The sequence below is a fragment of the Nonomuraea sp. CA-141351 genome (assembly GCF_050944675.1).
GTDB lineage: Bacteria > Actinomycetota > Actinomycetes > Streptosporangiales > Streptosporangiaceae > Nonomuraea.
In genome coordinates this window covers 9,261,645-9,285,587 of the sequence record NZ_CP191982.1, presented here as the reverse complement: position 1 = coordinate 9,285,587, position 23,943 = coordinate 9,261,645, and the positions used below count along the sequence as shown (strand labels likewise).

General features: G+C 70.3%; 20 protein-coding genes. 11 read left to right on the top strand and 9 right to left on the bottom strand.

What is annotated here, in order from left to right; all coding sequences use genetic code 11:
• The first annotated feature begins 15 nt into the window (after positions 1-15).
• From ftsH to ACQPWU_RS43500, 7 genes are all read left to right on the top strand, one after another.
• Entirely contained in the window at positions 16-1,956 is a 1,941-nt protein-coding gene (ftsH, locus tag ACQPWU_RS43530) for an ATP-dependent zinc metalloprotease FtsH (RefSeq protein WP_433431509.1), read from the top strand.
• Between the two features lie 114 nt (positions 1,957-2,070).
• On the top strand, positions 2,071-2,691 hold the full coding sequence (locus ACQPWU_RS43525; protein WP_433431508.1) for a DUF937 domain-containing protein: 621 nt from the start codon (positions 2,071-2,073) through the stop codon (positions 2,689-2,691).
• 27 nt (positions 2,692-2,718) lie between these two features.
• Positions 2,719-3,300, top strand: coding sequence for a Maf family protein (locus ACQPWU_RS43520; protein ID WP_433431507.1), 582 nt, complete (start codon positions 2,719-2,721; stop codon positions 3,298-3,300).
• A 10-nt stretch (positions 3,301-3,310) separates the two neighbouring features.
• The gene (locus tag ACQPWU_RS43515) at positions 3,311-4,045 is read left to right on the top strand and encodes an EI24 domain-containing protein (RefSeq protein WP_433431506.1); all 735 of its coding nucleotides are present in this window, start codon (positions 3,311-3,313) and stop codon (positions 4,043-4,045) included.
• Positions 4,046-4,391: 346 nt separating this feature from the next.
• The gene (locus tag ACQPWU_RS43510; RefSeq protein ID WP_433431505.1) at positions 4,392-5,516 is read left to right on the top strand and encodes a DUF4192 domain-containing protein; all 1,125 of its coding nucleotides are present in this window, start codon (positions 4,392-4,394) and stop codon (positions 5,514-5,516) included.
• 616 nt (positions 5,517-6,132) lie between these two features.
• Positions 6,133-7,020: a hypothetical protein gene (locus ACQPWU_RS43505; RefSeq protein ID WP_433431504.1), complete on the top strand. Its 888-nt coding sequence runs from the start codon at positions 6,133-6,135 to the stop codon at positions 7,018-7,020.
• Between the two features lie 51 nt (positions 7,021-7,071).
• Positions 7,072-11,544 carry a polymorphic toxin-type HINT domain-containing protein gene (locus tag ACQPWU_RS43500; RefSeq protein WP_433431503.1) on the top strand — a complete coding sequence of 1,491 codons (4,473 nt, stop codon included), beginning with the start codon at positions 7,072-7,074 and terminating at the stop codon, positions 11,542-11,544.
• Between the two features lie 77 nt (positions 11,545-11,621).
• On the opposite strand, the gene ACQPWU_RS43495 is transcribed toward ACQPWU_RS43500, so the two are convergent.
• The 3 genes from ACQPWU_RS43495 to ACQPWU_RS43485 all read right to left on the bottom strand — a co-directional run bounded on the left by ACQPWU_RS43495 (position 11,622) and on the right by ACQPWU_RS43485 (position 13,466).
• A complete protein-coding gene (locus ACQPWU_RS43495) occupies positions 11,622-12,599 on the bottom strand; it encodes a helix-turn-helix domain-containing protein (RefSeq protein WP_433431502.1) in 978 nt (325 codons plus the stop codon).
• Between the two features lie 135 nt (positions 12,600-12,734).
• Positions 12,735-13,013 (bottom strand): hypothetical protein, encoded by a 279-nt coding sequence (locus tag ACQPWU_RS43490; RefSeq protein ID WP_433445589.1) that lies wholly within the window; start codon positions 13,011-13,013, stop codon positions 12,735-12,737.
• 108 nt (positions 13,014-13,121) lie between these two features.
• A complete protein-coding gene (locus ACQPWU_RS43485; RefSeq protein ID WP_344989334.1) occupies positions 13,122-13,466 on the bottom strand; it encodes a hypothetical protein in 345 nt (114 codons plus the stop codon).
• Between the two features lie 135 nt (positions 13,467-13,601).
• Here ACQPWU_RS43485 and ACQPWU_RS43480 point away from each other — a divergent pair, with 135 nt between their 5' ends.
• Positions 13,602-14,195: a DUF1707 and DUF4870 domain-containing protein gene (locus tag ACQPWU_RS43480; protein ID WP_433431501.1), complete on the top strand. Its 594-nt coding sequence runs from the start codon at positions 13,602-13,604 to the stop codon at positions 14,193-14,195.
• 466 nt (positions 14,196-14,661) lie between these two features.
• On the opposite strand, the gene ACQPWU_RS43475 is transcribed toward ACQPWU_RS43480, so the two are convergent.
• The 3 genes from ACQPWU_RS43475 to ACQPWU_RS43465 form a co-directional block, all read right to left on the bottom strand.
• Positions 14,662-15,348, bottom strand: coding sequence for a septal ring lytic transglycosylase RlpA family protein (locus ACQPWU_RS43475; RefSeq protein WP_433431500.1), 687 nt, complete (start codon positions 15,346-15,348; stop codon positions 14,662-14,664).
• Positions 15,349-16,037: 689 nt separating this feature from the next.
• Positions 16,038-17,561, bottom strand: coding sequence for an ATP-dependent DNA ligase (locus tag ACQPWU_RS43470; RefSeq protein WP_433431499.1), 1,524 nt, complete (start codon positions 17,559-17,561; stop codon positions 16,038-16,040).
• Between the two features lie 187 nt (positions 17,562-17,748).
• The gene (locus ACQPWU_RS43465) at positions 17,749-18,123 is read right to left on the bottom strand and encodes an FKBP-type peptidyl-prolyl cis-trans isomerase (protein ID WP_433431498.1); all 375 of its coding nucleotides are present in this window, start codon (positions 18,121-18,123) and stop codon (positions 17,749-17,751) included.
• A 72-nt stretch (positions 18,124-18,195) separates the two neighbouring features.
• On the opposite strand from ACQPWU_RS43465, the gene ACQPWU_RS43460 reads away from it, so the two are divergent.
• Positions 18,196-18,951, top strand: a complete 756-nt coding sequence (locus tag ACQPWU_RS43460) for an SDR family NAD(P)-dependent oxidoreductase (protein ID WP_433431497.1) — start codon at positions 18,196-18,198, stop codon at positions 18,949-18,951.
• On the opposite strand, the gene ACQPWU_RS43455 is transcribed toward ACQPWU_RS43460, so the two are convergent.
• Positions 18,952-20,391, bottom strand: coding sequence for a GuaB1 family IMP dehydrogenase-related protein (locus ACQPWU_RS43455; RefSeq protein ID WP_433431496.1), 1,440 nt, complete (start codon positions 20,389-20,391; stop codon positions 18,952-18,954).
• 93 nt (positions 20,392-20,484) lie between these two features.
• On the opposite strand from ACQPWU_RS43455, the gene ACQPWU_RS43450 reads away from it, so the two are divergent.
• Positions 20,485-20,937 (top strand): GyrI-like domain-containing protein, encoded by a 453-nt coding sequence (locus tag ACQPWU_RS43450; protein ID WP_433431495.1) that lies wholly within the window; start codon positions 20,485-20,487, stop codon positions 20,935-20,937.
• On the opposite strand, the gene ACQPWU_RS43445 is transcribed toward ACQPWU_RS43450, so the two are convergent.
• Positions 20,934-21,452, bottom strand: a complete 519-nt coding sequence (locus ACQPWU_RS43445; protein WP_433431494.1) for a TetR/AcrR family transcriptional regulator — start codon at positions 21,450-21,452, stop codon at positions 20,934-20,936. The two genes, ACQPWU_RS43450 and ACQPWU_RS43445, sit on opposite strands and share 4 nt — an antisense overlap.
• A 78-nt stretch (positions 21,453-21,530) precedes the next feature.
• On the opposite strand from ACQPWU_RS43445, the gene ACQPWU_RS43440 reads away from it, so the two are divergent.
• Complete coding sequence (locus ACQPWU_RS43440) at positions 21,531-22,763, top strand: FAD-dependent monooxygenase (RefSeq protein WP_433431493.1); 1,233 nt, start codon at positions 21,531-21,533, stop codon at positions 22,761-22,763.
• Here the strand turns inward: ACQPWU_RS43440 and ACQPWU_RS43435 are convergent.
• Positions 22,718-23,839, bottom strand: coding sequence for a CaiB/BaiF CoA transferase family protein (locus ACQPWU_RS43435; RefSeq protein ID WP_433431492.1), 1,122 nt, complete (start codon positions 23,837-23,839; stop codon positions 22,718-22,720). The genes ACQPWU_RS43440 and ACQPWU_RS43435 overlap by 46 nt on opposite strands.
• Positions 23,840-23,943 lie beyond the last annotated feature (104 nt).

Here is a 23,943-nt window from a genome sequence, read left to right as displayed (position 1 = left end):
GTGGGGAGTGACGCCGTGGAACGCTCTGGAACGCCGCAGGCTCCGAAGAACGGCAAGGGCAAGCCGCCCTGGCGTTCGGAGGGCCTGCCCGGCACACCCGGAGGTCGGCCCAAGATCAATTGGTGGCGGTTCATCGTCACCCTGCTCGTGGTGTACGCGGGCTTCTTCGTGGTGTCCTCGTTCGTCGACAGCGGATCCGTCGAGACGATCTCGTACACCGAGTTCACCAAGCAGGTGAACGCCAAGAACGTCAAGGACATCTACGCCCAGGGCCTGTCGGTCGAGGGCGACCTGAGGTCGGCGGCGAAGAATCCCGAGAGCAGTTCCACCTACACCAAGTTCGCGACCGAGATCCCGGCCTTCGCCAACACCGACCAGCTCGACCAGCAGCTCAACACCGGCCAGGTCGAGATCACCTCCAAGCCGCTCACACGCGGCTTCTTCTCCAACCTGCTGCTGTCGCTGCTGCCCGTGCTGCTGCTGGCCGGGCTGTGGATCTGGGTCATGCGCCGCGGCGCCAGCCTGATGGGCGGCGGGATCGGCGGGATCGGCAAGTCCAAGGCGGCCAAGCCGGTCGAGGCCGCGAAGGTGCGCGTCACGTTCGACGACGTCGCCGGCATCGACGAGGTGGAGAACGAGCTCGTCGAGATCGTCGACTACCTCAAGGACCCGGACAAATACCGCAGGCTCGGCGCGAAGCTGCCCAAGGGCGTGCTGCTCGCGGGCCCTCCCGGCACCGGCAAGACGCTGCTGGCCAGGGCGGTCGCGGGCGAGGCCAAGGTGCCGTTCTTCTCGGCCAGCGCCTCGGAGTTCATCGAGATGATCGTCGGCGTCGGCGCCTCGCGAGTGCGTGACCTCTTCGAGGAGGCGCGGAAGGTGGCGCCGTCGATCGTGTTCATCGACGAGATCGACGCCATCGGCCGGGCCCGTGGCGGGGCCGGCGGCCTCGGCGGGCACGACGAGCGCGAGCAGACGCTCAACCAGATCCTCACCGAGATGGACGGCTTCTCGGGCGCCGAGGGCGTGATCGTCATCGGGGCCACGAACCGTCCCGAGGTTCTCGACCCGGCGCTGCTGCGTCCCGGGCGCTTCGACCGCACGGTCCAGGTGGGCCTGCCGGACGCCGCCGGCCGCACCGCGATCCTGGCGGTGCACACGCGCAGCGTGCCGCTGGACGGAGAGGTCAACCTCGACCAGCTCGCCAAGACCACCCCCGGCATGACCGGCGCCGACCTCGCGAACCTCGTCAACGAGGCCGCCCTGCTCGCCGCCAAGCGCGGCAGGGAGAAGGTCGCGATGTCCGACTTCGCCGACGCGCTGGAGAAGCTGCAGCTCGGCGCGGCCCGCAGCATCGTCATGCCGGAGGAGGAGCGCACCAGGACCGCCTTCCACGAGGCCGGGCACGCGCTGCTCGGCATGCTCCAGCCGGGCGCCGACCCGGTCAGGAAGATCTCGATCATCCCGCGCGGGCGGGCGCTCGGCGTCACACTGTCCACCCCCGACACCGACCGGTACGCCTACGACGAGCAGTACCTGCGCGGGCGCATCACCGGCGCGCTCGGCGGGATGGCGGCCGAGCAGGTCGTGTACGGCGTCATCACCACGGGCGCCGAGAACGACCTGGAGCAGGTGACCATGATCGCCCGGGGCATGGTCGGGCGCTGGGGCATGTCGGAGAAGGTCGGCCCGCTGACCATCCTGCCCAGCGACGGCCAGCAGCCGCAGGCGTCGCCCGCGACGCTCGCCACCGTGGACGAGGAGGCGCGGCGGATCGTGGACGAGTGCTACGAGCGCGCGATCCAGATCCTCAGCGACAACCGCGACAAACTCAACGCCATCGTGGAGGCCCTGCTCGAGCACGAGACGCTCGACGAGGCCAGCGCGTACGCGGCGGCGGGCCTGATCAGCTCCGCGGCCGCGCCGGAGCCCCAGCCTGCGGGTTTTTCCGAGAATTAGCGCAAATCGGGCGTTGGCTCGGTCTCGTTTGGGGAACCCTCCCCAAACGACGATCGAGGGGCCTGGCGATCGAGGGGCTGAACGATCGAGGGCCTGACGAATCGGGGGACTGTCGTGACGCTGAATGACGAGCTCCTCGCCGAGCTCGGAGACTCAGGACTGGAACAGATCGCCGGGATGCTCGGCACGGACACGACCACGGCCCGCGACGTGGTCCAGGCCGTGTCGGGCACCATCATCGGGGGCATGGCCCGCAACGCCCAGTACCCGGAGGGGGCCGAGGCCCTGCGCGGGGCGCTCGACGACCACGTCGACACCGACCCGTTCAGCGGCGACGTGGCCTCGCTGACCCGCGACGGGCACAACATCCTCGGCCACGTGCTGGGTGGCCAGGGGACGGAGCAGGCGGCGACCGGGTTGTCGCAGTTCGCCGGGATCGACTCCGGGACCGTCATCAAGCTGCTGCCCCTGATCGCCCCCATGATCATGTCTCTGCTCGCCAACCGGGCCGCGAGCCACGACATGGACGCGGACGCCGTGGCCGACCACCTGAACAGCGAGCAGACGGCCATGCCCGGCGGTCTGAGCGACCTGATCGAAGGGCTGCTCGACACGATCTTCGGCGACGCGGTGCTGCAGCAGGGCGGGCCGTACGAGCCGGGTCTGCGCGCGGGCGGGCACGGGGCCCCGGACGGTCACGAGCTGGCGCCGGGGAGCTCCAACCCGGATTGGTGACGTCCTGGCCGCCGGTAGGCTGGTCAGGTGATCGTTCTGGCCTCAGCTTCTCCCGCACGCTTGACCCTCCTCCGCAGCGCCGGCCTCGACCCCAAGGTGATCGTCAGCGGCGTCGACGAGGAGTCGTTCTCCGCGCACAGCCCGGCGGCCCTCAGCCTGGTGCTGGCCAAGGCGAAGGCGGAGGCGGTCGCGAGCGGGCTGGACGAGGGCCTGGTCATCGGCTGCGACTCGATCCTCGAGCTCGACGGCCGCCCGTACGGCAAGCCCGCCACGCAGGAGGAGGCCGCCGCGCGGTGGCGGCTCATGCGGGGGCGCACGGGGCGCCTGGTGACGGGCCACTGCGTGATCGACGTCGCCGCCGGCAAGCAGGCGGCCCAGGTGGCCACCACCGTGGTGCGTTTCGGCCAGCCGTCCGACGAGGAGATCGCCGCGTACGTCTCCACGGGAGAGCCGCTCAGCCTGGCGGGGGCCTTCAGCATCGATGGGCGCGGCGGGTGGTTCGTCGAGGGCATCGAGGGCGACCACGGCAACGTGCTCGGCATCTCGCTGCCGCTGGTGCGAGACCTGTTCGAGGAGCTCGGCTACGCGGTGACGTCATTCTGGCGTTAGCCTGCCGGGCATGCGATCACTGCGCGACTTCACGTCCGGCGTCGGCTTCTTCTTCCAGGGGTTGGGGTGGGTCGCCAGGAACGGCCGGTGGTGGCTGTTCGGGTTGATCCCGGCGCTGATCGCGTTCGCCGTGTACGTGGTGGCGCTGATCTTCCTCGGCACGAACGCCACTGACGTTGCCACGTTCCTGACGCCGTTCGCGGATTCGTGGAGCTGGCGGGAGCTGTTCCGGACGCTGGTGGGGATCGCCCTGTTCCTCGGCGGGCTGGCGCTGGCGGTGCTGACGTTCACCGCGATCACCCTGGCGATCGGGGAGCCGTTCTACGAGCGGTTGTCGGCCGCGGTGGACGTGCTGAAGTCGGAGGACGAGCAGCCGTGGTGGCGTACGTTGCCGCGCTCGATCAGGGACAGCCTGGTCACCCTGTTCTACGTGCTCCTCTTCACTGTCCCGCTGTTCTTTCTCGGCTTCGTGCCCGTGGTGGGGCAGACGGTGGTGCCGGTGCTCGGAGCCATCGTTTCCGGATTTTTCCTGACAGTGGAGCTCACCACGCTGGCGCTGGAGCGGCGGGGGATGGCCCGTAAGGCACGTTTCGCGCTGCTGCGCGCGAACAAGGCCAGTGCGCTGGGGTTCGGGGTGGTGGTGTTCCTGCTGTTCCTGGTGCCGTTCGTGGCGGTCATCGCGATGCCGGCCGCCGTCGCCGGCGCCGCCCTCCTCGTACGCACCCGCCTGGCCCCCGCTTCCTAGCCCTCCGCCACCCCCTCACGGGCCACTTCCACCGTCGGCGGGCTCCCACGCGTCACCCACTTCCGGCTGCCACGCCGGGGCTTCGCGTCAAGAAAGCCCACTGCGTCGGGATGGTGCGTCATGGGAGCCACCGCGTCGGGTTTCACATCATGCGAGACATCACATCGGGGCTGCACGGTGTGCGGGCCACCGATTCGGGGGCGCACCATGGGGATCACGGCTTCGTGCCCCACACCACGGAGGCCAGGAGCCGTTATCCACAACCCCGGCCACGCATGCCGCCCCCATCCCCAGAACCGCGTTCGGCCCGACGCCCGGATGACCGACCCGGGCACCCTAAGGGCCCATGACGACCAACCACCCCGCCCCGACCTCCTCCCTCACCACCACCACCAGCTCCACCTTCGATCCGGAGCCTTGCCTCACTCTGACCACCCCCACCGACATCCTGGCCGCCGTGCCTTACCTCGTCGGCTTCCACCCGAAGTCCAGCCTCATCGTGATCGGTCTCGACCGCCGCCGGGCCAAGGTGGTGGCCAGGTGGAGCCTCCCGTTCCCGCCGGGCACGCTCACCGCGTTGGAGCCCGTCTTCGACCGGGAGGGCGTGACGGAGATCGTCCTCGTCGGTTACGGCCCAGGAGAGCTGGTCACGCCGGCAGTCGACGAGGCGAGGCTCCTCGCGGCGAAGACCGAGGTCCACGTGGGCGAAGCACTACGAGCGCACGAGGGTCGCTACTGGTCCTACATCTGCGACCTGCCCACGTGCTGCCCGGCCGAAGGCACACCGTACGACCTGTCCACCAGCCAGATCGCCGCCGAGGCGACGGTGCGCGGCCTGGTGGCCCTCCCGGACCGCGAATCCCTGGAACGTACCATCGCTCCCATAACAGGTCCCGTACGCATGGCGATGCGCCGGGCCACAGCCGACGCGATCACAGGGTTCCAGGCCGGCCTGACGGCCACCCCAAACCTCGACACCTTCGCCACGCAGTACGTGTCAGAGAGCCTGGCCAGGGTTCGCTCAGCCCTGCGGACCCACGAGGAGGGCGGCCGCCTGGACGACGAGGACGCCGCTGAGCTGGGCCTGGCCCTGGCAATCACCAGAGTCCGAGACGAGGCCTGGACTCTCATGCAGGATTCCCACGCACTCCTCTGGAAGGACCTGACCCGCAGGTTGGAGCCGCGCTTCACCCCACCGGCGGCATCCCTCCTGGCCATGGCCGCCTGGCGGGCGGGCAACAGCGTCCAGGCCACCATCGCCTTGGAGCGCGCCCTGACCATCGACCCCGGCTACTCGATGGCCAACCTCCTCATGCACGCCCTCCAGAACCTTCTCTCGCCCACCATCCTCCGAAACCGCCTCCCCACCCCGGCCGAGCTCGACGCCGCCATGGGCCCGCCCCACCCGTCCTGGCTCCTCCCCCTGGTCAACCTGCTGGACGACGAGGACCCGCAAACCGCACCCGACTGACCCCGCAACCGCCGCCTGAGCAGCCCTTGGCTCGAGGCACCATTGCCGCGCATCACACCCTCAGGAGAGCACGAAGTAAGGCGTTGGCGTGTGCCATCGTGCGCCGGCGCCATCCGACGACATCACCAATCGACCGCATACCGTCCCAGGACCGAAGCTGACACGGATCGTCAAACTGTGGCCACTGCTCATCAAAGACTTCTGCCTCGCCGCTCGGCATCCTCAGTGGGTGGCATGCGACAGAGCCGCCCATGGCAACAGATCAGCTTTTGGCGCCGTCGGCCGCCCCGGCTGATTTGGAGGGGCAAATCAATGGCAAGCAGAGGCACGGCCGGCCTGTGGCGACACGGCGCGGACCGCTTCGACACACGCCCCTTGGTTCTCGCTGCGGCAATCTTGTGCGTTCTGCCAGAGAGCAGGTCCAAGATCGCGACTTCACACCCCGCGTGGGGACGTGCCAGAACCGTGGCGCAAAGTTTGATCACCTATCGGGTGCAACGCCAGGCGAGGGCTGCGCTGATTGGGAAAGCGCCGAGCTCATGGTGACGACCAAACGGCCGGATGCCACGCTCCATACCGGTTTCGAGCTTTTCTTGGATCTGTGAGGTCGCGTCGAATGACAAATGCGTTCATCACCGCCGTGCGGCGGGCCATATCGTGGCCCAGAGCCTTGCCGGCGGCGGCCTTAGTCGCCGTCTTAGCGGCCGCCCCGGTCCTGTCCCCCGCGGCCGCCGCCTCAGCGCGGGCGGTCCAGGCGGTGACGGCCGCGCCGGCGCTGCCTCTGTTCGCCCGCAGGAGCAGTGACGGCCACCTGCTGGCGTACGAGCCCAAGCCCGGCGGCGGCTTCGGATCGCCCGTCGACCTGGGCGGCGGCTTCTCCGCGGCCACCGCGATCGTGCGTACCGGCATCTCCGGGAGCGGGCGCAATGATCTGTATTTCCTGCTGGGTGCGTCTCTCTACTACACCTCTGAACGTGGCACCGAGACCACGGTCGTCGCCTCGGGCTGGTATTTCAACAACCTGGTGATGACGCCCGGCAACCTGGGCGGCACCGCGACCTCCGACCTCATCGTCCGTGACACCGCCGGCGCGCTCTGGCTCTACCAGGGTCGCCCCGACGGCACCCTGGCCGCCAGGGTCCAGGCCGGCGCGGCCGGCTGGGACAGCATGAACGCCCTGGCCGGCTTCGGCGACTACACCGGTGACGGCAAGAACGACCTGCTGGCCAAGACCAGCACCGGCCTCCTCTACCTCTATCCGGGAACGGGCAGCGTCACGGCAAACGGCATTCTGGGCACCCGCATCTCGGTGGGCTCCGGCTGGGGCTTCTATACCGCGCTGGTCTCCACCGGCGACAACGACGGGGACGGCAAGGCCGACCTGATCGCCCGCGACTCCACCGGCTTGCTGTGGCTGTTCAAGGGCACCGGCGTCGCCTCGGCTCCGTTCGCCCCCCGCGTGCAGATCGGCACGGGGTGGAACGGCCTCGACGCCCTGTTCTGATCGTCCCTCCGGCGGGTCCGTACCGCTTCAGAGAAATGGCTCACCATGCGTATGCCCCTTTTAGGGCGGCTGCGGGCAACCGCCGCAGCCCTCACCTCTGCCGCCGTGTTCGTGTCCGGCGCGCAGTTTGTCCCGCTTCCCGGGATTGCACCGTCCGCCGCGCTGGCCGACACGGGTGACGACCTGGCCCACGCCGCCGACGTACGCGCGGCGCTGTGCCTGCTGAACCTCGTGCAGCGCAAGGGCGGCCAGGACCTCAAGAACGTCGCCCGCACCGGGCTGGGCGGCAGTGACGACGACCTGCTCAAGGCCGCCGCCCCTGACTACTTCGACGACCCGGCGACGCCGCTGCACACCGCCTTCGAGTCGGATCAGGCGCGGGCCTCGGCCAAGATGGACGAGCTGTACGACCGTCACGAGGTCTGGGAGCAGTCCCTCCAGGTCACGCCCCCGGACGGCTACACGCAGACCGGCTTCCAGTGGGTGGTGGAGGAGGACAACCCGTTCGCCAAGGTGGGTCTGTCCGGCTGGATCAGCGACCGGTTCTGGCAGATGGAAGAGGACTTCTACACCGACCAGACCCCGCGGGCCGGCAAGGAGTCCAAGGACGCGGTCAACAAGATCGCGGCCGAGCGTTACCCCGCCGACGGCGACGACTACGAGGGGTGGCGTGCCTGGAAGGACATGACCACCGGGCACCCCATGTACGCCGACGACGCCCGCGCGTTCCTGGCCGCCGGCGGGTTCCGGACCAGCGCGCCCGATCCGGACAGCATGGAGTTCCGGATCGACGTGGAGAACCTCAAGGCGCGCTACGCCTCCTGCACCACGACCAACCCGCCCGACCCGTACGAGGTGCTCACGGCCGAGTTCGCCACGGCCTCGGCGGAGTGGCGGGCGGAGGTCGACGGCCAGCGTACCCAGCGCGACACCATCCTCAGCGAGGAGGCGCAGGCCACGGCCGACCTGCAGGTGGCCACCCAGGCCCTGGGCGAAGCGCTCGGTCAGTCGACCATCGCGGTCCGGCTGGCCGACTGGCAGGCGTACTGGCTGAAGCAGACCCCCGACAGCGCCGGGACGTCGTACCCGTCCACGTCGGAGTTCACCAACGTCAAGAACGACATCGTCAAGGCGCAGGCGATGGCGCTTGGCCGGGTGTTCGTGGCCTCGCGGGCCGCGCAGTCGGCGCAGCGGCACGCCGCCGCCGCGGTGGCCGCCCAGCAGGCTGCGTACGCCATCGCCGATGCGGCCGGGCTGCCCCGCGGGCGCGGGTTGCTGTACGGCCAGCAGGCCGTCCAGGTCACCCGGGCCTCGGCGGCCGCCGCGCAGGCCGTGGCCAAGGCCACCGAGACCGCCTCCAACGCCACCCGCGCCTCAGCCGCCGACAGCAAGACGCTGATGGCGCTGGCCGAGACGCAGACGCACGCCTCGCAGGCCGAGTTCCGGCGCATCGCCGCCCAGGAGGCCGCCGCGCAGGCCAAGGCCGCCGCCGACGGGGCCGCCGAACAGGCCACCGAGGCCGCGACGCACGCCACCGAGGCCAAGCAGGCCCAGGCCAGGGCCGAGGCCGCCGAGCAGACGGCCAAGGCCGCTGCCGCGGACGCCAAGAACCAGCGGGCGACCGCCGAGGCCGAGCGCGACAACGCCAAGACCCAGAAGGACATCGCCGCCAGTGAGCGGGCCAAGGCCGCCGCCGCGGAGGCCACCGCCCAGACCCAGCGGCAGGCCGCGGCCACCGCCCTCAGTGACGCCGAGGCAGCGGGAGCCACGGCGGCGCAGAAGAAGGACGCCGCGCTGGAGGCCGAGGGTAAGGCACGCGACGCGCGCGACCGGGCCGTGGAGGCCGAGGAGGAGCGGGACGCCCAGGTTGCCAAGGCCGCCGCCGCGGAGGCGCACGCCGCCGCCATGGAAGGCACCGACGCCGCGGAGGGCGCGCGGGCCGCCGCCACCCAGGCGCGGGCCGCGGCCGACCGGGCGACCGATGCCGCCACCCAGGCGCGGGCCGCCGCCGACGCCGCCACCGCGGCCGCGACCGCCGCGCGGGAGGCTGCCACGAAGGCCGAGGCCGCCGCCTCAAGGGCACGTGCCGCCTCCGACGCGGCACAGCGGGACGTCGCGATCACGAACGCGGCGGTCAAGAAGGCCCACGCCGCGGCGGCCGACGCCATCGTCGCCTCCGAGGCCGCGGCCGAGAACGTGCGCATGGCCAAGATCTACGCCGACACCGCCCAGTCCAAGGCCGCCAAGGCCAAGGCGGATGCCGCGGTCGCGCGTACCGAGGCCGAGGCGGCCCACCGGACCGCGGTGCGCACCGCCGGGTACGCCTACTCCACCGCACAGGCGGCGATCGCCGCCCGCGGCTCCGCGCTGCAGGTGATCCAGCCGGCCAACGACGCGATCGAGCTCGGTTCGCCGTACAAGGACACCGACGCCTCGGCCGGTCTGGCTGTGCTGACCGGCCAGGCGTCCAAGACACTCGCCGAGCAGCAGGCCGCCGTCGCCCAGGCCAAGGCGAGCCAGGCCAAGGCCGCCGCGGAGGAGGCCGCCGAGCTGGCCGCCCAGGCCACGGAGGATGCCAAGGCTGCGGCCACCGCGGCGGCTCAGGCGGCCGACTCCGCGGCCAAGGCCATGGCCTCGCTCGCCGAGGCCCGCGACTCGGCCGCGGAGGCCAAGTCGGCGGCCACCGCGGCGGTGAAGGCGGAGTCCAACACCGTCGAGTACGATCGCCAGGCCACCGCGGACGCGGCGGCGGCGGCCTCGGCGGCCGACACCGCCGAGGGGTACGCGAGCGACGCCCGCGACTCGGCCGACGCGGCCGAGCAGGACGCCGCCTCCGCCCGCGACGCCGCCGGCGCGGCCGAGAGCGACGCCGCCAAGGCCCGCGACGTGGCCACCCAGGCCGAGGCGGACGCCGCCGCCGCCGAAGCGGCCGCGGCCCGCGCCCGCGAGGACGCCGAGGAGGCCCAGGAGGCGGCCGAGCGCGCCGAGGAGGCGGAGGACCAGCGACGCGAGGCGGACAGGGCCTCCGGGTCCGGTCCGACGGGCATCCCCGGCCTGATCGCCCTGCCGAGCGACGACGTCCGGTACGACGTCAACCCGTTGGAGGACGTCTGCGCCGGGACGAACGGCTGTGACATCAACCTGGAGTACCACATCTACGGGACGCAGGGCTATTTCCTGGAGACCTGCTCCATGCCCGGCCACGACATCGGCGACTGCACCGGGCCGCTCCAGCTCGACTACCTCGGTAGCGGCCCCCTGGAAATCCGCTACACCAAGCGCACCCACTTCGACGGCAAGGAGCTGGTAGAGACTTTCCTGAAGAACCTGGCCAGCGCGCTGCTGGCGGACTACATCGGGTGCTGGCGCAAGGTGTCCGGTCAGGACGGCGGCTCGACCTCCGACTGCGCCTGGGCCATCGGCTCGATCGTCATCCCGCCGGTGATCACGACCGGGTTCAAGTACGCGATGGCCATGCGCCTGGCGCTGAGGGAGACCGGCGGGATCGCGGCGGCCCTGTACCGGCTGCGTTACTCGGGGCTGCCCGCCGAGGCGATCTCCGGCCTCAACGCCACGGTGTCCAAGACGCTGTCGGCCGGCCAGTGCTTCCCCGCCGGGACCTTGGTGGACACCGAGGACGGTCCACGCAGGATCGAGGACATCCGGGTCGGCGACCGGGTGTGGTCCGCCGACCCGGCCACCGGCACGCGGACCCTGCGGACCGTCACCCGCTTGTTCCACCGGTCAGTGGGAGCGCTGACGCGGGTCACCACGGACGACGGCACGCTGTCGGCCAGCCCGGGACACCGCTTCTGGGTCCAGGGCAAGGGCTGGACGGAGGCGCGGGACCTCCGGCCCGGCGACGCGCTCCAGACCGCCACCGGCGCCGCCGACCTCGTCCGCGCCACCTCCGTGACGCCCGGTCCGGTGGACGTGTACAACTTCGAGGTCGAGACCGACCACACGTACTACGTGTACGCCGGCTCCACCCCGATTCTCGTCCACAACGAGTGCGTGTCCATCGAGGACGTCTTAAAGCTGGGCGACAATCTCGTCCTCGGCATCGGCAAGTACGGCGACGACCTGGCCGAGACCCTGAACGCCAAGAACCCGGCCGGTCTTGCGTTCACCCTGAACAAGAGAGGAGAAGGGCTGGGCGACCTGGTACCGGGCGGCGGTGGCCAGCGCCTCTGGATGGCGGCAGTCAGCGAGGCGGTGGGGAGGCCCCAGATCAAGATCTCCTTCACCCTCGACGGCGTCTACACGGACGACGCCATGGAGCAACTCGCCAAGACCCCCGACGAGGCGCTGACCGCCCTGCTGGCGCGGGCCGACAAGATCCCCGGCGGAAACTGGGAGATGGTGGCCGACCCCAGGAACAACCTGGGCACCGCCTGGGAGATGGGCCGGCTCCGGACGGCGTACCGCATGGGCTACCGGGACTGGGGGGAGAACGTCGACTTCTACATGACGATAGACGGCGTCCTGACCAAGGTGTCCCCGTCGGCTCCGCCCGGGCCGTGACCCGGTAACGACGCTCGACAGCGGCCCCGGCCCCGCGATCGCCGCGCGGGCCGGGGCCCTTCCTTGTCGTCGCGTGCTCATGCCGGGAGTCTGAGCGTGAGCTCCCGGTAGTCCCGGGGTGAGACGTGGTAGGCGGCGCGGAAGGCACGCGTGAAGGTGGCGTGGTCGTTGAATCCGCACTGGGCCGCGATCCGGTGGACGGGAACCGTGCGCAGGGCGGGGTCGGCGAGGTCGCGGCGGGCTCGTTCCAGGCGCTGGTGGCGGATCCACGCGGAGAAGGTGATCTCTCGCGTGCGGAAGAGCCGGTGCAGGTAGCTGACGGAGATGTTCACCGCGGCGGCGACGGTGCCGGGCGACAAGTGCGGCTCGTGCAGGTGGGCTCTGGCGAACGCCTCGGCACGCAGGAGCAGGACGCGCTGACGGGAGTCGTCCGGCACCTCGTCGGCGGCGTCGAGGTGGTGAGCTAGCGCCGCGGTCAGCAGGTCGACGGCCACGCCTCGCAGCCGGGGAACATCACTCTCACGGTAACGGGCGGCACCCGTGATCAGGCCCGTCAGGAACTGGGTGAGCAGCGCACCCACACCCGACCGTCCGGGCAGACTGAGTGCCATCAGGTCGTCGCCGCTGCTCGCAGGCAGGCGCAGCAGCGAGCGGGGAACGTGCATGCACACCACAGTCGTGGTTCCCCGCGCGGCACCGATCCGCAGCAGTGAGGGGCGCGAGCTGTCGTACAACGCGAAGTCGTGTGCGCGCAGCGTCGCTTCGCGATCGGCCTGGGCCACGCCGACCTCGCCGCGCGCGGCGAAGACGACCGAGTAGAGCTCCGGGTCCTTGTCGCGGATCAGCTTCGGTGTCCGCTGCACGTCGAGCGGCGAGCACGTCACCTTGGTCACGTTCACTCCGGCGAGATACAGCTCCTGCGCCGTGGCGCGGAAGTCCTCAGGGCGGTCGCTCAGGGCGTGCATGGGGTACTTGCCGTTGACCTGTAACTCATCGAAGCGGGCCAGCCGTTCGGCCGCCGGCACACAGTCGCTCCGGAACACAGTCTTGATCATGTTATGTCTCCTGAGGTCGCGCAGTTGTCCTTGGACATCGACGGCGAAGGCGTGGGCGGGCAACACCGCGCAGCCGGACAGCAGCCGGACAACTGACACTCCACACCGACGTCGCCAGGTATCTCTTCTGGCCATTCACAGGGCGGCGTGTGGCTTGATCACTTCACCCCCGTGCTGGGCGCCTTCGCGAGCGACGCGGTGGAGAACCCGGTTGCGGGCCGCCTCCACGGGGTTCCGGCGGTCTTTCCTAGCGTAGCCGTACCGCTTGGCCAGGACCTGGTGGCCCCTCGACACCACGGCGACGGCGCGCCGGGGATGCCGTGCTCGCCGGCTGCATCCGCTGCCCGACTGGCGGTTCAACGCCGTCTTCGGCACCACGCGACGCGTGAACTGGGGCTCCACGGTCTCGGTCAACGGGGTCCGATACCCGGTCCAGCAGCACGCGTCTCCCTCCCCTGGCGGCCGGAGCTCGCGCACGCCCAGCCGCCAGCCGCGTGAGGACCGGGGTGGGGTCGGGGTCGGTTACAGCGTGTCTTCCTCGCGGCGGCGGCGCTCGTTGTAAGCGCGCATGCGCGGCGGGTACCCAGTGAGTTGGACGTCGTACACCGGGAGGGCGAGATCGCGAGCAACCTTGTGGATCACGGCGGGCGAGCCGACCCTGCGCCTGGTCCACTCGCCGTCGTCGGCGACCGCCACAGCGGTCGTGTCAGTGGCGAAAGTCTCGGGCTCGACGTAGAACTCGACGCCGCGCCGCGAACGGGCGAAAGCGATGAGCGCTTCAATGTCGGCGTCTGTCGCCTCGCGGTCGAACTTCGCGACCTTGGGGCCACGCAGCCGACGAATGCCGTAGCGGTCTCGCCATCTCATGAATCCTTTTTATACCGTCTGGAGCCGACGCGCGTCGGGGATGATCTAGGGGACACATCCGGGATTCTCCCGATAGCCCCGAGGGTTCTGGCGACGCACTATGAGAGGTGACTACCCGACTCACTAGGGAGAGGCATGGCGATTATGGCTGGGGTACCGAAAACCCCCGGGCCGGGACAGGTGCCGCCAGCTCATCTGCGCGTCACCAACCAGGACCGAGAGCACGTGGTCGAGCACGTCAAGACCGCCTACGCGGAGGGGCGCTTCGACAAGCTCGAGTTCGACGACCGGCTGGAGCGCGCGATGACGGCGCGCACGCACGGTGACCTGATGCCGATCATGACCGAGCTGTACGGCGCCCAAGCCGCGCCCCGGCTCGCCCCGCTCCCACCTCCTGTCCGCCCTGAGCGCGCACCGGAGAGCAACGAACGCCTCGGCGCCGCCGTCGGTCACCTGCTGATGGTCGTCGGCATCCCGATCGTCGGCCCGCTCATTCTGTTGCTGACCGGCGGCAAGACCTCGCCCTATATCCGGAGGCAAGCGCTCGAGGCGCTCAACTTCCAGATCACGGTGGTGGGGGCGACGGTCCTGCTGCCGTTCACGGTCATCGGCGTCGTGCTGCTGCCTGTCCTCTGGGTCGCGGCCGTCGTCCTCTCCATCGTCGGCGGCCTCTCGTCCTTGACGGAAGGCAACTTCCGCTATCCCCTGACGCTGCGCCTGGTGAAGTGACGTCACTGGTGAGGTGATGCCATCCGCCCCAGCACGTGTATCGCACCACCCAGTGCGGACGGGGTACTGGCTCCTGCGGTTGGACCGCACTGCCTTGCTCGGGCGGGGCACTGGCTCTTGCATGGGGAGCGCACTGCCCTGCTCGGGCGGGGCACTGGCTCTTGCATCGGGAGCGAACGGCCCTGCTGGGGTGCTGGGTCGTGCGGTGGTGCTGCGTTGCCTGGTGGCGGGTCGTGCGGTGGTCGCGCGTTGCCGGGTGCCGGCTCCTGCGCTGGGATCGCCCGCTGGTCGGGTGCTGGCTCCGGCTGATGGTGCGTTGCGCAGGGGGCGCTGTCGAGTCGTGCGCTGGCGGGGGGATGGATATTGGTTCCAGCGCTGTGGTGCGCTGCCCCGGTGCGGGTGCTGGGCTCCGGCCGTGGGATCGCGCTGTGTTGGCGCGGTGCTGGGCACAGGAGCCGGTGGGGTGTCAGCGGGACAGGACCTCGTACTTGACGCGCATCACCCCAGAGCTGGTGTTGCCGATGGCGGCGAAGGCGGCTTGTGAGAGGTCGAGGCAGCGGCCGCTCACATACGGGCCGCGGTCGTTGATGCGGACCGTGATTGATTCGCCGTTGTTCGGGTTGGTGACGCGGACCTTGCTTCCCAGGGGGAGGGTCTTGTGGGCGGCGGTCATGGCCGAGGGGTCGAAGCGTTCGCCGCTGGCCGTCATTTGGGGTTCGCCGTAGTACGAGGCGCCGCAGGTTCCGGACGCGAGTACGCGGGTCTTCGGCTTGGGGGCCGGGGACTTTGTGCTCTTCGGGGTGGCCTCGGATTCGGTGGCCGGCTTGGAGTGGCTCCCCTCCGCGGACTTGGAGGTGTTCGGCCGGGGTGCCGGGGTCTCGGTGGTCTTCGGGTGGGCCGCTGCGGGCTTGGGGACCGGGGAGGGTGACTGGGGCGTTGCTGCCTGGCGGGCGGCTTCGTTCAGGGGCTTGGCCTGGGACGGGGTCGGGGCGGCCGCTGCGTGTTCGGGGGAGTCGCCGTTGCCGATGGCGGCCCAGGCGGTGGTGGAGGCGGCGGCTACGACGGCGGCGCCCGCTGCGATGACGATCCAGCGGCGCTTGCCTGCGGTGAGCTTGCCGTCCTGAGGGGATGGCTTGACGGAATGCTGACCCAAGGTAAACCACAGTCCTAGCTAGGGGATAGGGGAGGGAAAGGCCGCGCCCCCGGGGGTTGAGGGCGTATGTAGGCCGATCCGCAGGCGGGGGCAGGGCTCCCGCACGATGGGGACGAACATATGTGACAAAGGGCAGGTAAAGGCAACTTAATGAGACATTCAGTGAAATATCTCACTTATGCCGCAAGATCCCCTATAACGCCCAGCATGTGCCGTGGATCTTCGGGATTCCGGGAAAACGCGAAAGGGCGGCTTGATCGCCCGGAATGCAATGTCGCCTTTGGTTGATCAAGCCGCTGATTGTTGGTGGGGCCGTAATGATCTCCGGGGTTGTTGCCGTTGGTCGGCGGTCTCGTGGCTATGGGTCGGCGCGGGTGTGCGGCGGCCGCGGCCTGGATTCGGCCGTGACTGGGCTCGGCCGTGACTGGGCTCGGCCGTGACTGAACTAGGGCGCGCCTGGACTCGGGCATGGATATCGGGCCTGGCGTGCGATATCGGCCTGAGGCGCGCGATACCGGGCCTCGGGCGTGGAGTCGTACGTGCTGGACGAGCGCATGGCGCGGTCCGGCGGCCACGTTGCCGCAGCGTGGGCGTGGGCGTCGGCCTGGGCCTGTCGCGAGCTGACGGTGAACACCTTCGCCTCGCCGTGCCCCAGGCGGCCGACGCCGTCGCTGCGACGTCGGCGGCGGTCAGAACATCAGCGAGCGCACCGTCTCAACCGTGTCGGCATCTTCGACCCGCTTGTCCGGGCGGTAACGGAGGACCCGCGCGAAGCGGAGGGCCATGCCGCCGGGATAGCGCGGTGAGCGCTGGACCCCGTCGAAGGCGATCTCCACCACGATCTCGGGCCGCAACGTCACCGTCCACCGGTCGGTCGGCCCCTCGGCCAGCTCGAGGAAGCGCTCGGTCTGCCAGGCCAGCAGCTCGTCCGTCAGCCCCTTGAACGTCTTGCCGAGCATCACGAACCCACCGGCGGGGTCACGCGCCCCGAGGTGGAGGTTGGAGAGCTTGCCTTCGCGCCGACCGTGGCCCCATTCGGCGGCCAGGACCACCAGGTCGAGCGTGTGGCGAGGCTTGACCTTGATCCATCCGGCGCCTCGGCGGCCCGCCGCGTAGGGGGAGGCCAGGGACTTGACCACGAGGCCCTCGTGGCCCGCCTTCACCACGTCGGTGAAGAACTTCTCCGCCTCCGCCACGTCCCCGGTCACGAGCCGCGGCGTCAGCAGGCCCTGGGGGACCGCGCGCGCCAGCGCCTCCTGGCGCTGCGAATAGGGCAGATCGAGCAGGTCGGCGCCGTCCACCCGCAGGGCGTCGAAGAAGAACACGCTCAGCGGCGTCTGCTCGCGCAGCTGCGCCACGTTGGTCTTGCTGGTGACCCGGCTCGCCGTCACCTGGAACGCGTGCGGCCGCCCGTCAGGCCGCAGCGCGAGCACCTCGCCGTCCAGCACGAGATCGTCGTACGGCATCTCGAGCACGGCCTCGACCAGCTCGGGGACCTGGGACGTGATGTCGTCGAGCGTGCGCGTGAAGACCTTCACCTCCGAGCCCGAGCGGTGGGCCTGCACGCGGATGCCGTCGAGCTTCCACTCCAGCGCCGCAGGGCCTCCGGCCTTCTCCAGCGCGGCCGCCACATTGGGCGCGCTGCCCGCCAGCATGGGCGAGACCGCCCGCCCCACCTCGAGCCGGAACGCGTGCAGCGCCTCGACCCCGCCGCTCAGCGCGGCCGCGCCCACGGCAGGGAGCCAGCCGCGCAGCGTGAGCGCGCGCCGCACGTCGGCCGACGGCGCGCCGGACGCCTTGGCCACCGCCTCGATCATGACGCCGTCGAGCGCGCCCTGCCGCAGCTCGCCGAACAACAACCGGCGCATGAACTGCTGCTCCTGGCTCGTCAGCCCTGCGAACAGCTCGCCCACCAGCGCCTTGCGCGCCGCCTGCGAGCCCGGCCCGGAAACCGCCTTGATCCTGCTCAGCAGCTCGTCGACGGCGCTCAGCGTGGCGGTGGCGGCCAGCTTGGGCTGGGGGATGTCCTCCAGCGTGCGCCACCCCACGCCCACCTGCCGCTGGGGCAGCTCACCGGAGAGGTACGCGATCGCGATCTCCGCCTCATCGGGGCCGACCCGGCCGAGCAGCTCCGCCAGATGGCCCACCTTGCCGAGACGGGCGGACGTGCGCGTCACCGCCTCGGAAACCCGGACCACGTCGATCAGAAGCACACGCCTATGGTGCCTCACGTCGCCGACATTTCCCCACCCGATATCGACCAAGTGTCTGCCTTGTTCCCGGCACGGCTCAGGCCGTCCTCACGGGAGGCCACGGGCAGGGGTCTCCTGCCACATATGACCGAGGCAATGGGGCGGGCCGCCGTAAGAGGCCGTAATGGGTGGCCCGCCCCGAGAGCCGCTAGCTCACGCCGACCAGGTCGACGACGAAGATGAGCGTCTCGTTCGGCTTGATGCGCGCGCCGGCACCCCGGCTGCCGTAGCCGAGATGCGGCGGGATGACCAGCTTGCGCCGCCCGCCGACCTTCATGCCCGCGACTCCCCGGTCCCAGCCGGCGATGACGCGTCCACCGCCGAGGGGGAACTCGAACGCCTCGCCGCGGTTCCACGACGCGTCGAACTCCTCCCCGGTCGAGAACGCCACGCCGACGTAGTGGACGCGTACGTTGTGGCCGGGCTTGGCCTCCGGGCCGTCACCCACGGTCAGGTCGACGATCTCCAGATCGGCGGGCGGATTGCCCTCGGGGAAGTCGATCTCGGGCTTTTCGAGTGCCACGAAGTGCTCCAGTTGACGATTGCTAACAATGAGACCCGACGACTCTATGCGGTCGGGATATCGTCATCGTTCATGGCCGCCCTTTCTCCCGACGCGATTCTGCTCACCGACCGCGTGGCCGTGGTCACCGGGGCGGCCAGGGGCATCGGGCTGGCGATCGCCGAGGCGTTCGCCGCGTTCGGCGCCCACGTCGCCGTCTGTGACCGCGACAGGCCGCACGCCGAGCTGGCGATGACCCTCGACGTACGCGACCACGTGGCGGTGGAGATCTTCGCCCAGGCCGTACGCGAGCGCTGGGGTCGTGTGGACGTGCTGGTCAACAACGCGGGCGGCACCTTCCACGCCTCGTTCGCCGACACCTCGCCCCGCGGCGAGCAGATCCTCATCGAGGAGAACTTCACGCAGGTCACCGGCATGACCCGGCGGCTGCTGCCCATGATGCGGCCAGGCGCCTCGATCATCAACGTGACGTCGAGCGAGGCCCACCAGGCCGCGCCGGGCTTCGCCGTGTACGCGGCGATGAAGGCGGGCCTGGAGAGCCTGACGAAGACGCTCGCCCTGGAGCTCGCCCCCAGGGGCATCAGGGTGAACGCGATCGCGCCCGACGCCGTCCAGACCGAGGGCGAGACAGGCGTGCGCGAACGCATGCTGGCCCGCCCGCTGCCCTATGACCCGGTACGCGTTCCGCCGCTCGGCCACCTCGGCGGACCTGGGGACGCCGCCGGCGCGGCCGTGTTCCTGGCCGGCGACCTGGCCAGGTTCGTCACGGGGACAACGCTGCACGTGGACGGCGGGATCCACGCGGCCGGCGGCTGGCGGCGAACCTGACTACCAGCTCTGGTGCAGCGGCATCCCCTCGGCGTACCCGGACGAGCTCTGGACCCCGATGACGGCCTTGTCGTGGAAGTCCTCCAGGTTCGACGCCCCCGCGTACGTGCACGCCGACCGCAGCCCCGCCACGATGCCGTCGATCTGGTCCTCCACGCTGGGCCGCTTCGGATCCAGGTACATCCGGGAGGTCGAAATGCCCTCCTCGAACAGCGCCTTCCTGGCCCGCTCGAACGCCGAGTCGTCGGCCGTCCTCAGCCGTACGGCCCGGGCGGAGGCCATGCCGAAGTTCTCCTTGTACTTGCGCCCGTTCGCGTCGGTGTGGGTGTCGCCGGGCGACTCGTACGTCCCCGCGAACCACGAGCCGATCATCACGTTCGACGCCCCCGCGGCCAGCGCCAGCGCCACGTCGCGCGGATGGCGCACGCCGCCGTCCGCCCACACGTGCCGCCCGAGCCGCCTGGCCTCGGCGGAGCACTCCAGCACGGCCGAGAACTGCGGCCGTCCGACCCCGGTCATCATCCGCGTGGTGCACATCGCGCCGGGCCCCACCCCGACCTTGAGGATGTCGGCCCCCGCGTCCACGAGGTCGCGTACGCCCTCCGCCGTCACCACGTTGCCCGCCGCGACGGGCACCCCGGGATCGAGCGCTCTGACGGCGCGCAGAGCCGAGAGCATCTTCTCCTGGTGGCCGTGCGCGGTGTCGACGACCAGGCAGTCGACCCCGGCTTCCAGGAGTTCCTTGGCCTTGGCGACCACGTCGCCGTTCACGCCGACCGCGGCCGCGATGCGCAGCCGGCCCTGGGCGTCGACCGCGGGCTGGTAGAGGGTGGCGCGCAGCGCGCCCAGCCGGGTGAGGATGCCCGCCAACCGCCCGTTCTGGTCCACGATGGGCGCCAGCCGGTGCCGTCCTCCGTGCAGCCGGTCGAAGGCAGCCCGCGGGTCGAGCCCGGCGGGCAGCGTCAGCAGCTCGCTCGACATGACCTGCGAGAGCTGGGTGTACATGTCGACGCCCTGGCAGTCGGCCTCCGTCACGACGCCGACCGGCCGGTTTTCCCAGTCGACCACGATGATCGCGTCGTGCGCCCGCTTGGGCAGCAGTTGCAGCGCCTCGCCGACCGTGTCGTGGGGGGTGAGGGTGAGCGGCGTGTCGTGCACGAGGTCGCGCTTCTTGACCCAGTCGACGACGTTCGCCACGACGTCCAGAGGGATGTCCTGCGGGATCACGGCCATGCCGCCCCGCCGTGCCACGGTCTCCGCCATGCGCCGGCCGGCGACCGCGGTCATGTTCGCCACGATGACGGGAATGGTGGTGCCCGTGCCGTCGTGCGTCGAGAGATCGACTTCGAGCCGGGAACCGACCGAAGAACGCGACGGCACCATGAACACGTCGCTGTAGGTCAGATCGTGGTGAGGCTCGAGGCCATTGAGAAACTTCACGTTCGTCCATCTTATGCGTTGACGGACCAACTAGCGGTTCCCTGTTTCGTAGGGGCTTATGATCGGCCGGAACACTTTTGGGGGAGGAGGCCTGTGGACGTCACCGAACGCGCCGAGCTGATCGTGGTCGGCTTCGCCGTACGTACCACGAATGCCGATGAGATGGACCCGGCGCGGGCCAAGTTGCCCGCGTTGTGGCAGCGGGCGGGCGCTCCTGGGGCTTTCGCGCATGTGCCGGGGCGCGTCGACGAGAATCTCTACGCCGTGCTGACCGACTACGAGAGCGACCACAACGGGGCCTACACGCAGATCGTCGGCACCGGCGTGCGCACCGTGCCGCGGCTGCCGGAGGGCATGGTGGCCGTCCGCGTGCCGGCCGCGCAGTCGCTGAAGCTGGAGGCCCGCGGCCAGATGCCGCAGGCACTGGTCGACGCGTGGCAGCAGGTGTGGAAGCACACCGAGTCGGGGGGCACACCGTCCCGCGCCTTCACCACGGACCTCGAGGTGCACCATCCGGAGGGTGCGGATCTGTATGTAGCGGTCTAGAGGCCGAGCGCGGCGGCCGCCGCTTCGACGGCCGCCGGCTTGACCTCCTCCATCGGCAGATGCGCGTACTCCACCGAGCAGTCGGACATCCCGCCCAGCGCCACCGTCGCCCGGATGTGCTGCTCCTGCGTGAGCTCGGGCCCCAGCAGCAGCGCGATCACCTGGCGCCGCCACTCGAACATACGCGTGCCCAGATCGAGCACGCCCAGCGTGGACAGCTCCCGCACCATCATGGTGATCACTTCGCGGTGCCGCCAGATCAGCTCGAAGTAGTCGTCGAGCAGCTGCCGCGGGTCCCCCGGCTCCCGCGTCGAGACGAACCGCTCGATGTCCTCCACCATCGGCTGGACGATGCTGCGTACGAGGTCGTCGCGCGAGGCGAAGTGGTAGTAGAGCGCGGGCTTGGTGATGCCCAGCCGGTCTGAGATCTGGCGCAGGCTGGTGTTCTGAATGCCCTGCGAGACGAAGAGCTCGCGGGCCACCTCCTGGATGCGGGTCTTCGTGTCACTGGGCATGGTTGAAGAATATCCCTTACCTACCGTTAAGTAAGCATGCTACCTTCGTACTTACCATCCGTTAAGTAAGGAGGAGCCATGCGAATCCTCATCTCCGGCGCGAGCGTCGCGGGCCCGGCCCTCGCGTACTGGCTCACCAGGTACGGCTTCGCCGTCACGCTCGTGGAGCGGGCCCCGGCGCCCCGCAAGACGGGCGGTCACGCGGTCGACCTGTTCAGGCCCGCGATGGACATCGTCGAGAAGATGGGCGTCCTGGAGCGGGTCATGGCCAAGAAGACCGGCATCGAGCGGCTCACGATGCACAGGGAGGGCGAGTCGCGGCCCGTGGAGCTGGAGCTGCGCCGTGTGATGACGGCCGTCTCCGACCGGCATGTCGAGATCATGCGCGACGACCTGAGCGAGATCTTCTACGAGGCCACCCGCGACGACGTCGACTACGTCTTCGGCGACTCCATCGCGTCGATCTCGGAAGCGGGCGAGGTCACCTTCGACAGCGGCAGGACAGGCGCGTTCGACCTGGTCATCGGCGCCGACGGCCTGCACTCGAACGTGCGCCGCCTGGTCTTCGGCCCCGAGTCGCAGTTCACCACCTGGATCGGCGCCTACCTGGCCGTCGTCTCGGTGCCCAACTACCTCGGGCTGGACGGCCGCATGGAGGGCGTCGCGGGAGTCGGCAGGATGGCCGCGGTCTACGGCGCCGGGCACATGGACGACGGCCGGGCGGGGTTCTTCTTCAGGACGCCCCAGCAGCTGGACTATCACCACCGGGACATCCCCCGGCAGAAGGAGCTGCTGCGCGCGCACTTCGACGGCATGGGCTGGGAGGTGCCGCGGCTGTTGGAGGAGCTGGACCGCACGCCGGCGTTCTACTTCGACTCGATCACCCAGCTCCGCCTGGACACCTGGTCACGTGGCCGGGTGACGCTCGTGGGCGACGCCGGGTACTGCCCGGGACCCGCCGTCGGCGGGAGCACGAGCCTGGCGCTCGTGGGGGCGTACATTCTGGCGGGCGAGCTCGCCACGTACGGCGGCGACCACACCAGGGCCTTCCCCGCGTACGAGGCCGAGATCGGCGATTACGTCCGCCGCAGCCGCACGTTCGCCGTCAACGCGGCCAAGCGCATCGTCCCGGGCACCCGGTTCGACCTGTGGGCGCTCACCGGGATGGTGCGGCTCGTCAATCACCTGCCGGTCGCGCTCACCACGGCGGCCGCCAAGATCAGCAGCAAGGGCGTGCGCCTGCACGACTCGATCGCGCTGAAGGACTACGCGAGCACCCCCTGGTCGCGCAGCTTGCCGGCCTCCTCCTGAGACAGGCCCCAGGACGACAGGTCCGCGAGCCGGGTGGCGGGCGAGAGCTCCTGCGCGGGAACGCCCAGCAGGCGCGGTGCGGGCACCGGCTGGGTGACGCCGCCGACCTCGACGAAGGAGCCCCGGGCCGCGTTGTGCGGGTGGGCGGCGGCTTCGGCCATGGACAGCACGGGCGAGACGCACGCGTCCGAGCCGTCGAAGAGCGCCTCCCACTCCGCCCGCGTGCGCTTCCCGAACTCCTCGGTCAGGCGGGCCTTCAGCGCGGGCCACTGGGCCCTGTCGTTCCTGTCGGGCAGGTCGGTCAGCCCCATCAGGGTCACCATCGCGTCCCAGAACTGCGGCTCGAGCGATCCCACGGCCACGAATCCGCCGTCGGCCGTCTCGTACGTGTCGTACTGCGGGGCGCCGGTGTCGAGGAGGTTCGTGCCGCGCGGCCCCCAGTAGCCGCTCTGCGCGGCCTGGTAGAACATCGCGAACAGGGTCGCCGCCCCGTCCACCATGGCCGCGTCGACCACCCGTCCCTTGCCGGTGCGCTCCCGCTCGAAGAGGGCCAGCAGTACGCCGTAGGCCAGCATCAGCCCGCCCCCGGCGAAGTCACCGAGGATGTTGATCGGCGGCGTCGGCTTGCCCCCCTCGCGGCCCAGCATCGACAGGATGCCGGCGATGGCGATGTAGTCGATGTCGTGGCCGGCCGTGGGCGCCAGCGGCCCGTCCTGCCCCCAGCCGGTCATCCGGCCGTAGATCAGCCGCTCGTTCACGGCGTGCAGGTCTTCCGGCCCGATGCCGAGCCGCTCGGCCACGCCCGGCCTGAACACCTCGATCACCACGTCGGCGTGCCGCACCAGCTCCTTGAACGCCGCCACGCCCTCGGGTGCCTTCAGATCCAGCCCGATCGTGCGCTTGCCGCGGTCCATGACGTCGGTACGCGGCCGGTCGGAGACCGCCTTGACCCGGTCCACCCGCAGCACCTCGGCGCCGTGGTCGGCCAGCATCATCCCGGCGAACGGACCTGGGGCGAGCCCGGCCAGCTCCAGCACGCGCACCCCGGCAAGCGGGCCTTTACGAACTTCAGGCATCTCCACAGTAGAACAACATTCGGTGATCTGTCGCAAGCCGCCTTCACGACCTTCCGGCGAAGCTGTGGGAGGTATGGGAAACTTGCCCACTGTGTTCGGGTGGT

What these genes read in the sequence shown, in the direction of transcription:
- ACQPWU_RS43515 (WP_433431506.1), top strand. Translation starts at nt 3,311, where the DNA reads ATGCGATCACTGCGCGACTTCACGTCCGGCGTCGGCTTCTTCTTCCAG.
- ACQPWU_RS43510 (WP_433431505.1), top strand. Translation starts at nt 4,392, where the DNA reads ATGACGACCAACCACCCCGCCCCGACCTCCTCCCTCACCACCACCACC.
- ACQPWU_RS43505 (WP_433431504.1), top strand. Translation starts at nt 6,133, where the DNA reads ATGACAAATGCGTTCATCACCGCCGTGCGGCGGGCCATATCGTGGCCC.
- ACQPWU_RS43500 (WP_433431503.1), top strand. Translation starts at nt 7,072, where the DNA reads ATGCCCCTTTTAGGGCGGCTGCGGGCAACCGCCGCAGCCCTCACCTCT.
- ACQPWU_RS43495 (WP_433431502.1), bottom strand. Translation starts at nt 12,599, where the DNA reads ATGATCAAGACTGTGTTCCGGAGCGACTGTGTGCCGGCGGCCGAACGG.
- ACQPWU_RS43485 (WP_344989334.1), bottom strand. Translation starts at nt 13,466, where the DNA reads ATGAGATGGCGAGACCGCTACGGCATTCGTCGGCTGCGTGGCCCCAAG.
- ACQPWU_RS43480 (WP_433431501.1), top strand. Translation starts at nt 13,602, where the DNA reads ATGGCGATTATGGCTGGGGTACCGAAAACCCCCGGGCCGGGACAGGTG.
- ACQPWU_RS43460 (WP_433431497.1), top strand. Translation starts at nt 18,196, where the DNA reads ATGGCCGCCCTTTCTCCCGACGCGATTCTGCTCACCGACCGCGTGGCC.
- ACQPWU_RS43445 (WP_433431494.1), bottom strand. Translation starts at nt 21,452, where the DNA reads ATGCCCAGTGACACGAAGACCCGCATCCAGGAGGTGGCCCGCGAGCTC.
- ACQPWU_RS43440 (WP_433431493.1), top strand. Translation starts at nt 21,531, where the DNA reads ATGCGAATCCTCATCTCCGGCGCGAGCGTCGCGGGCCCGGCCCTCGCG.
- ACQPWU_RS43435 (WP_433431492.1), bottom strand. Translation starts at nt 23,839, where the DNA reads ATGCCTGAAGTTCGTAAAGGCCCGCTTGCCGGGGTGCGCGTGCTGGAG.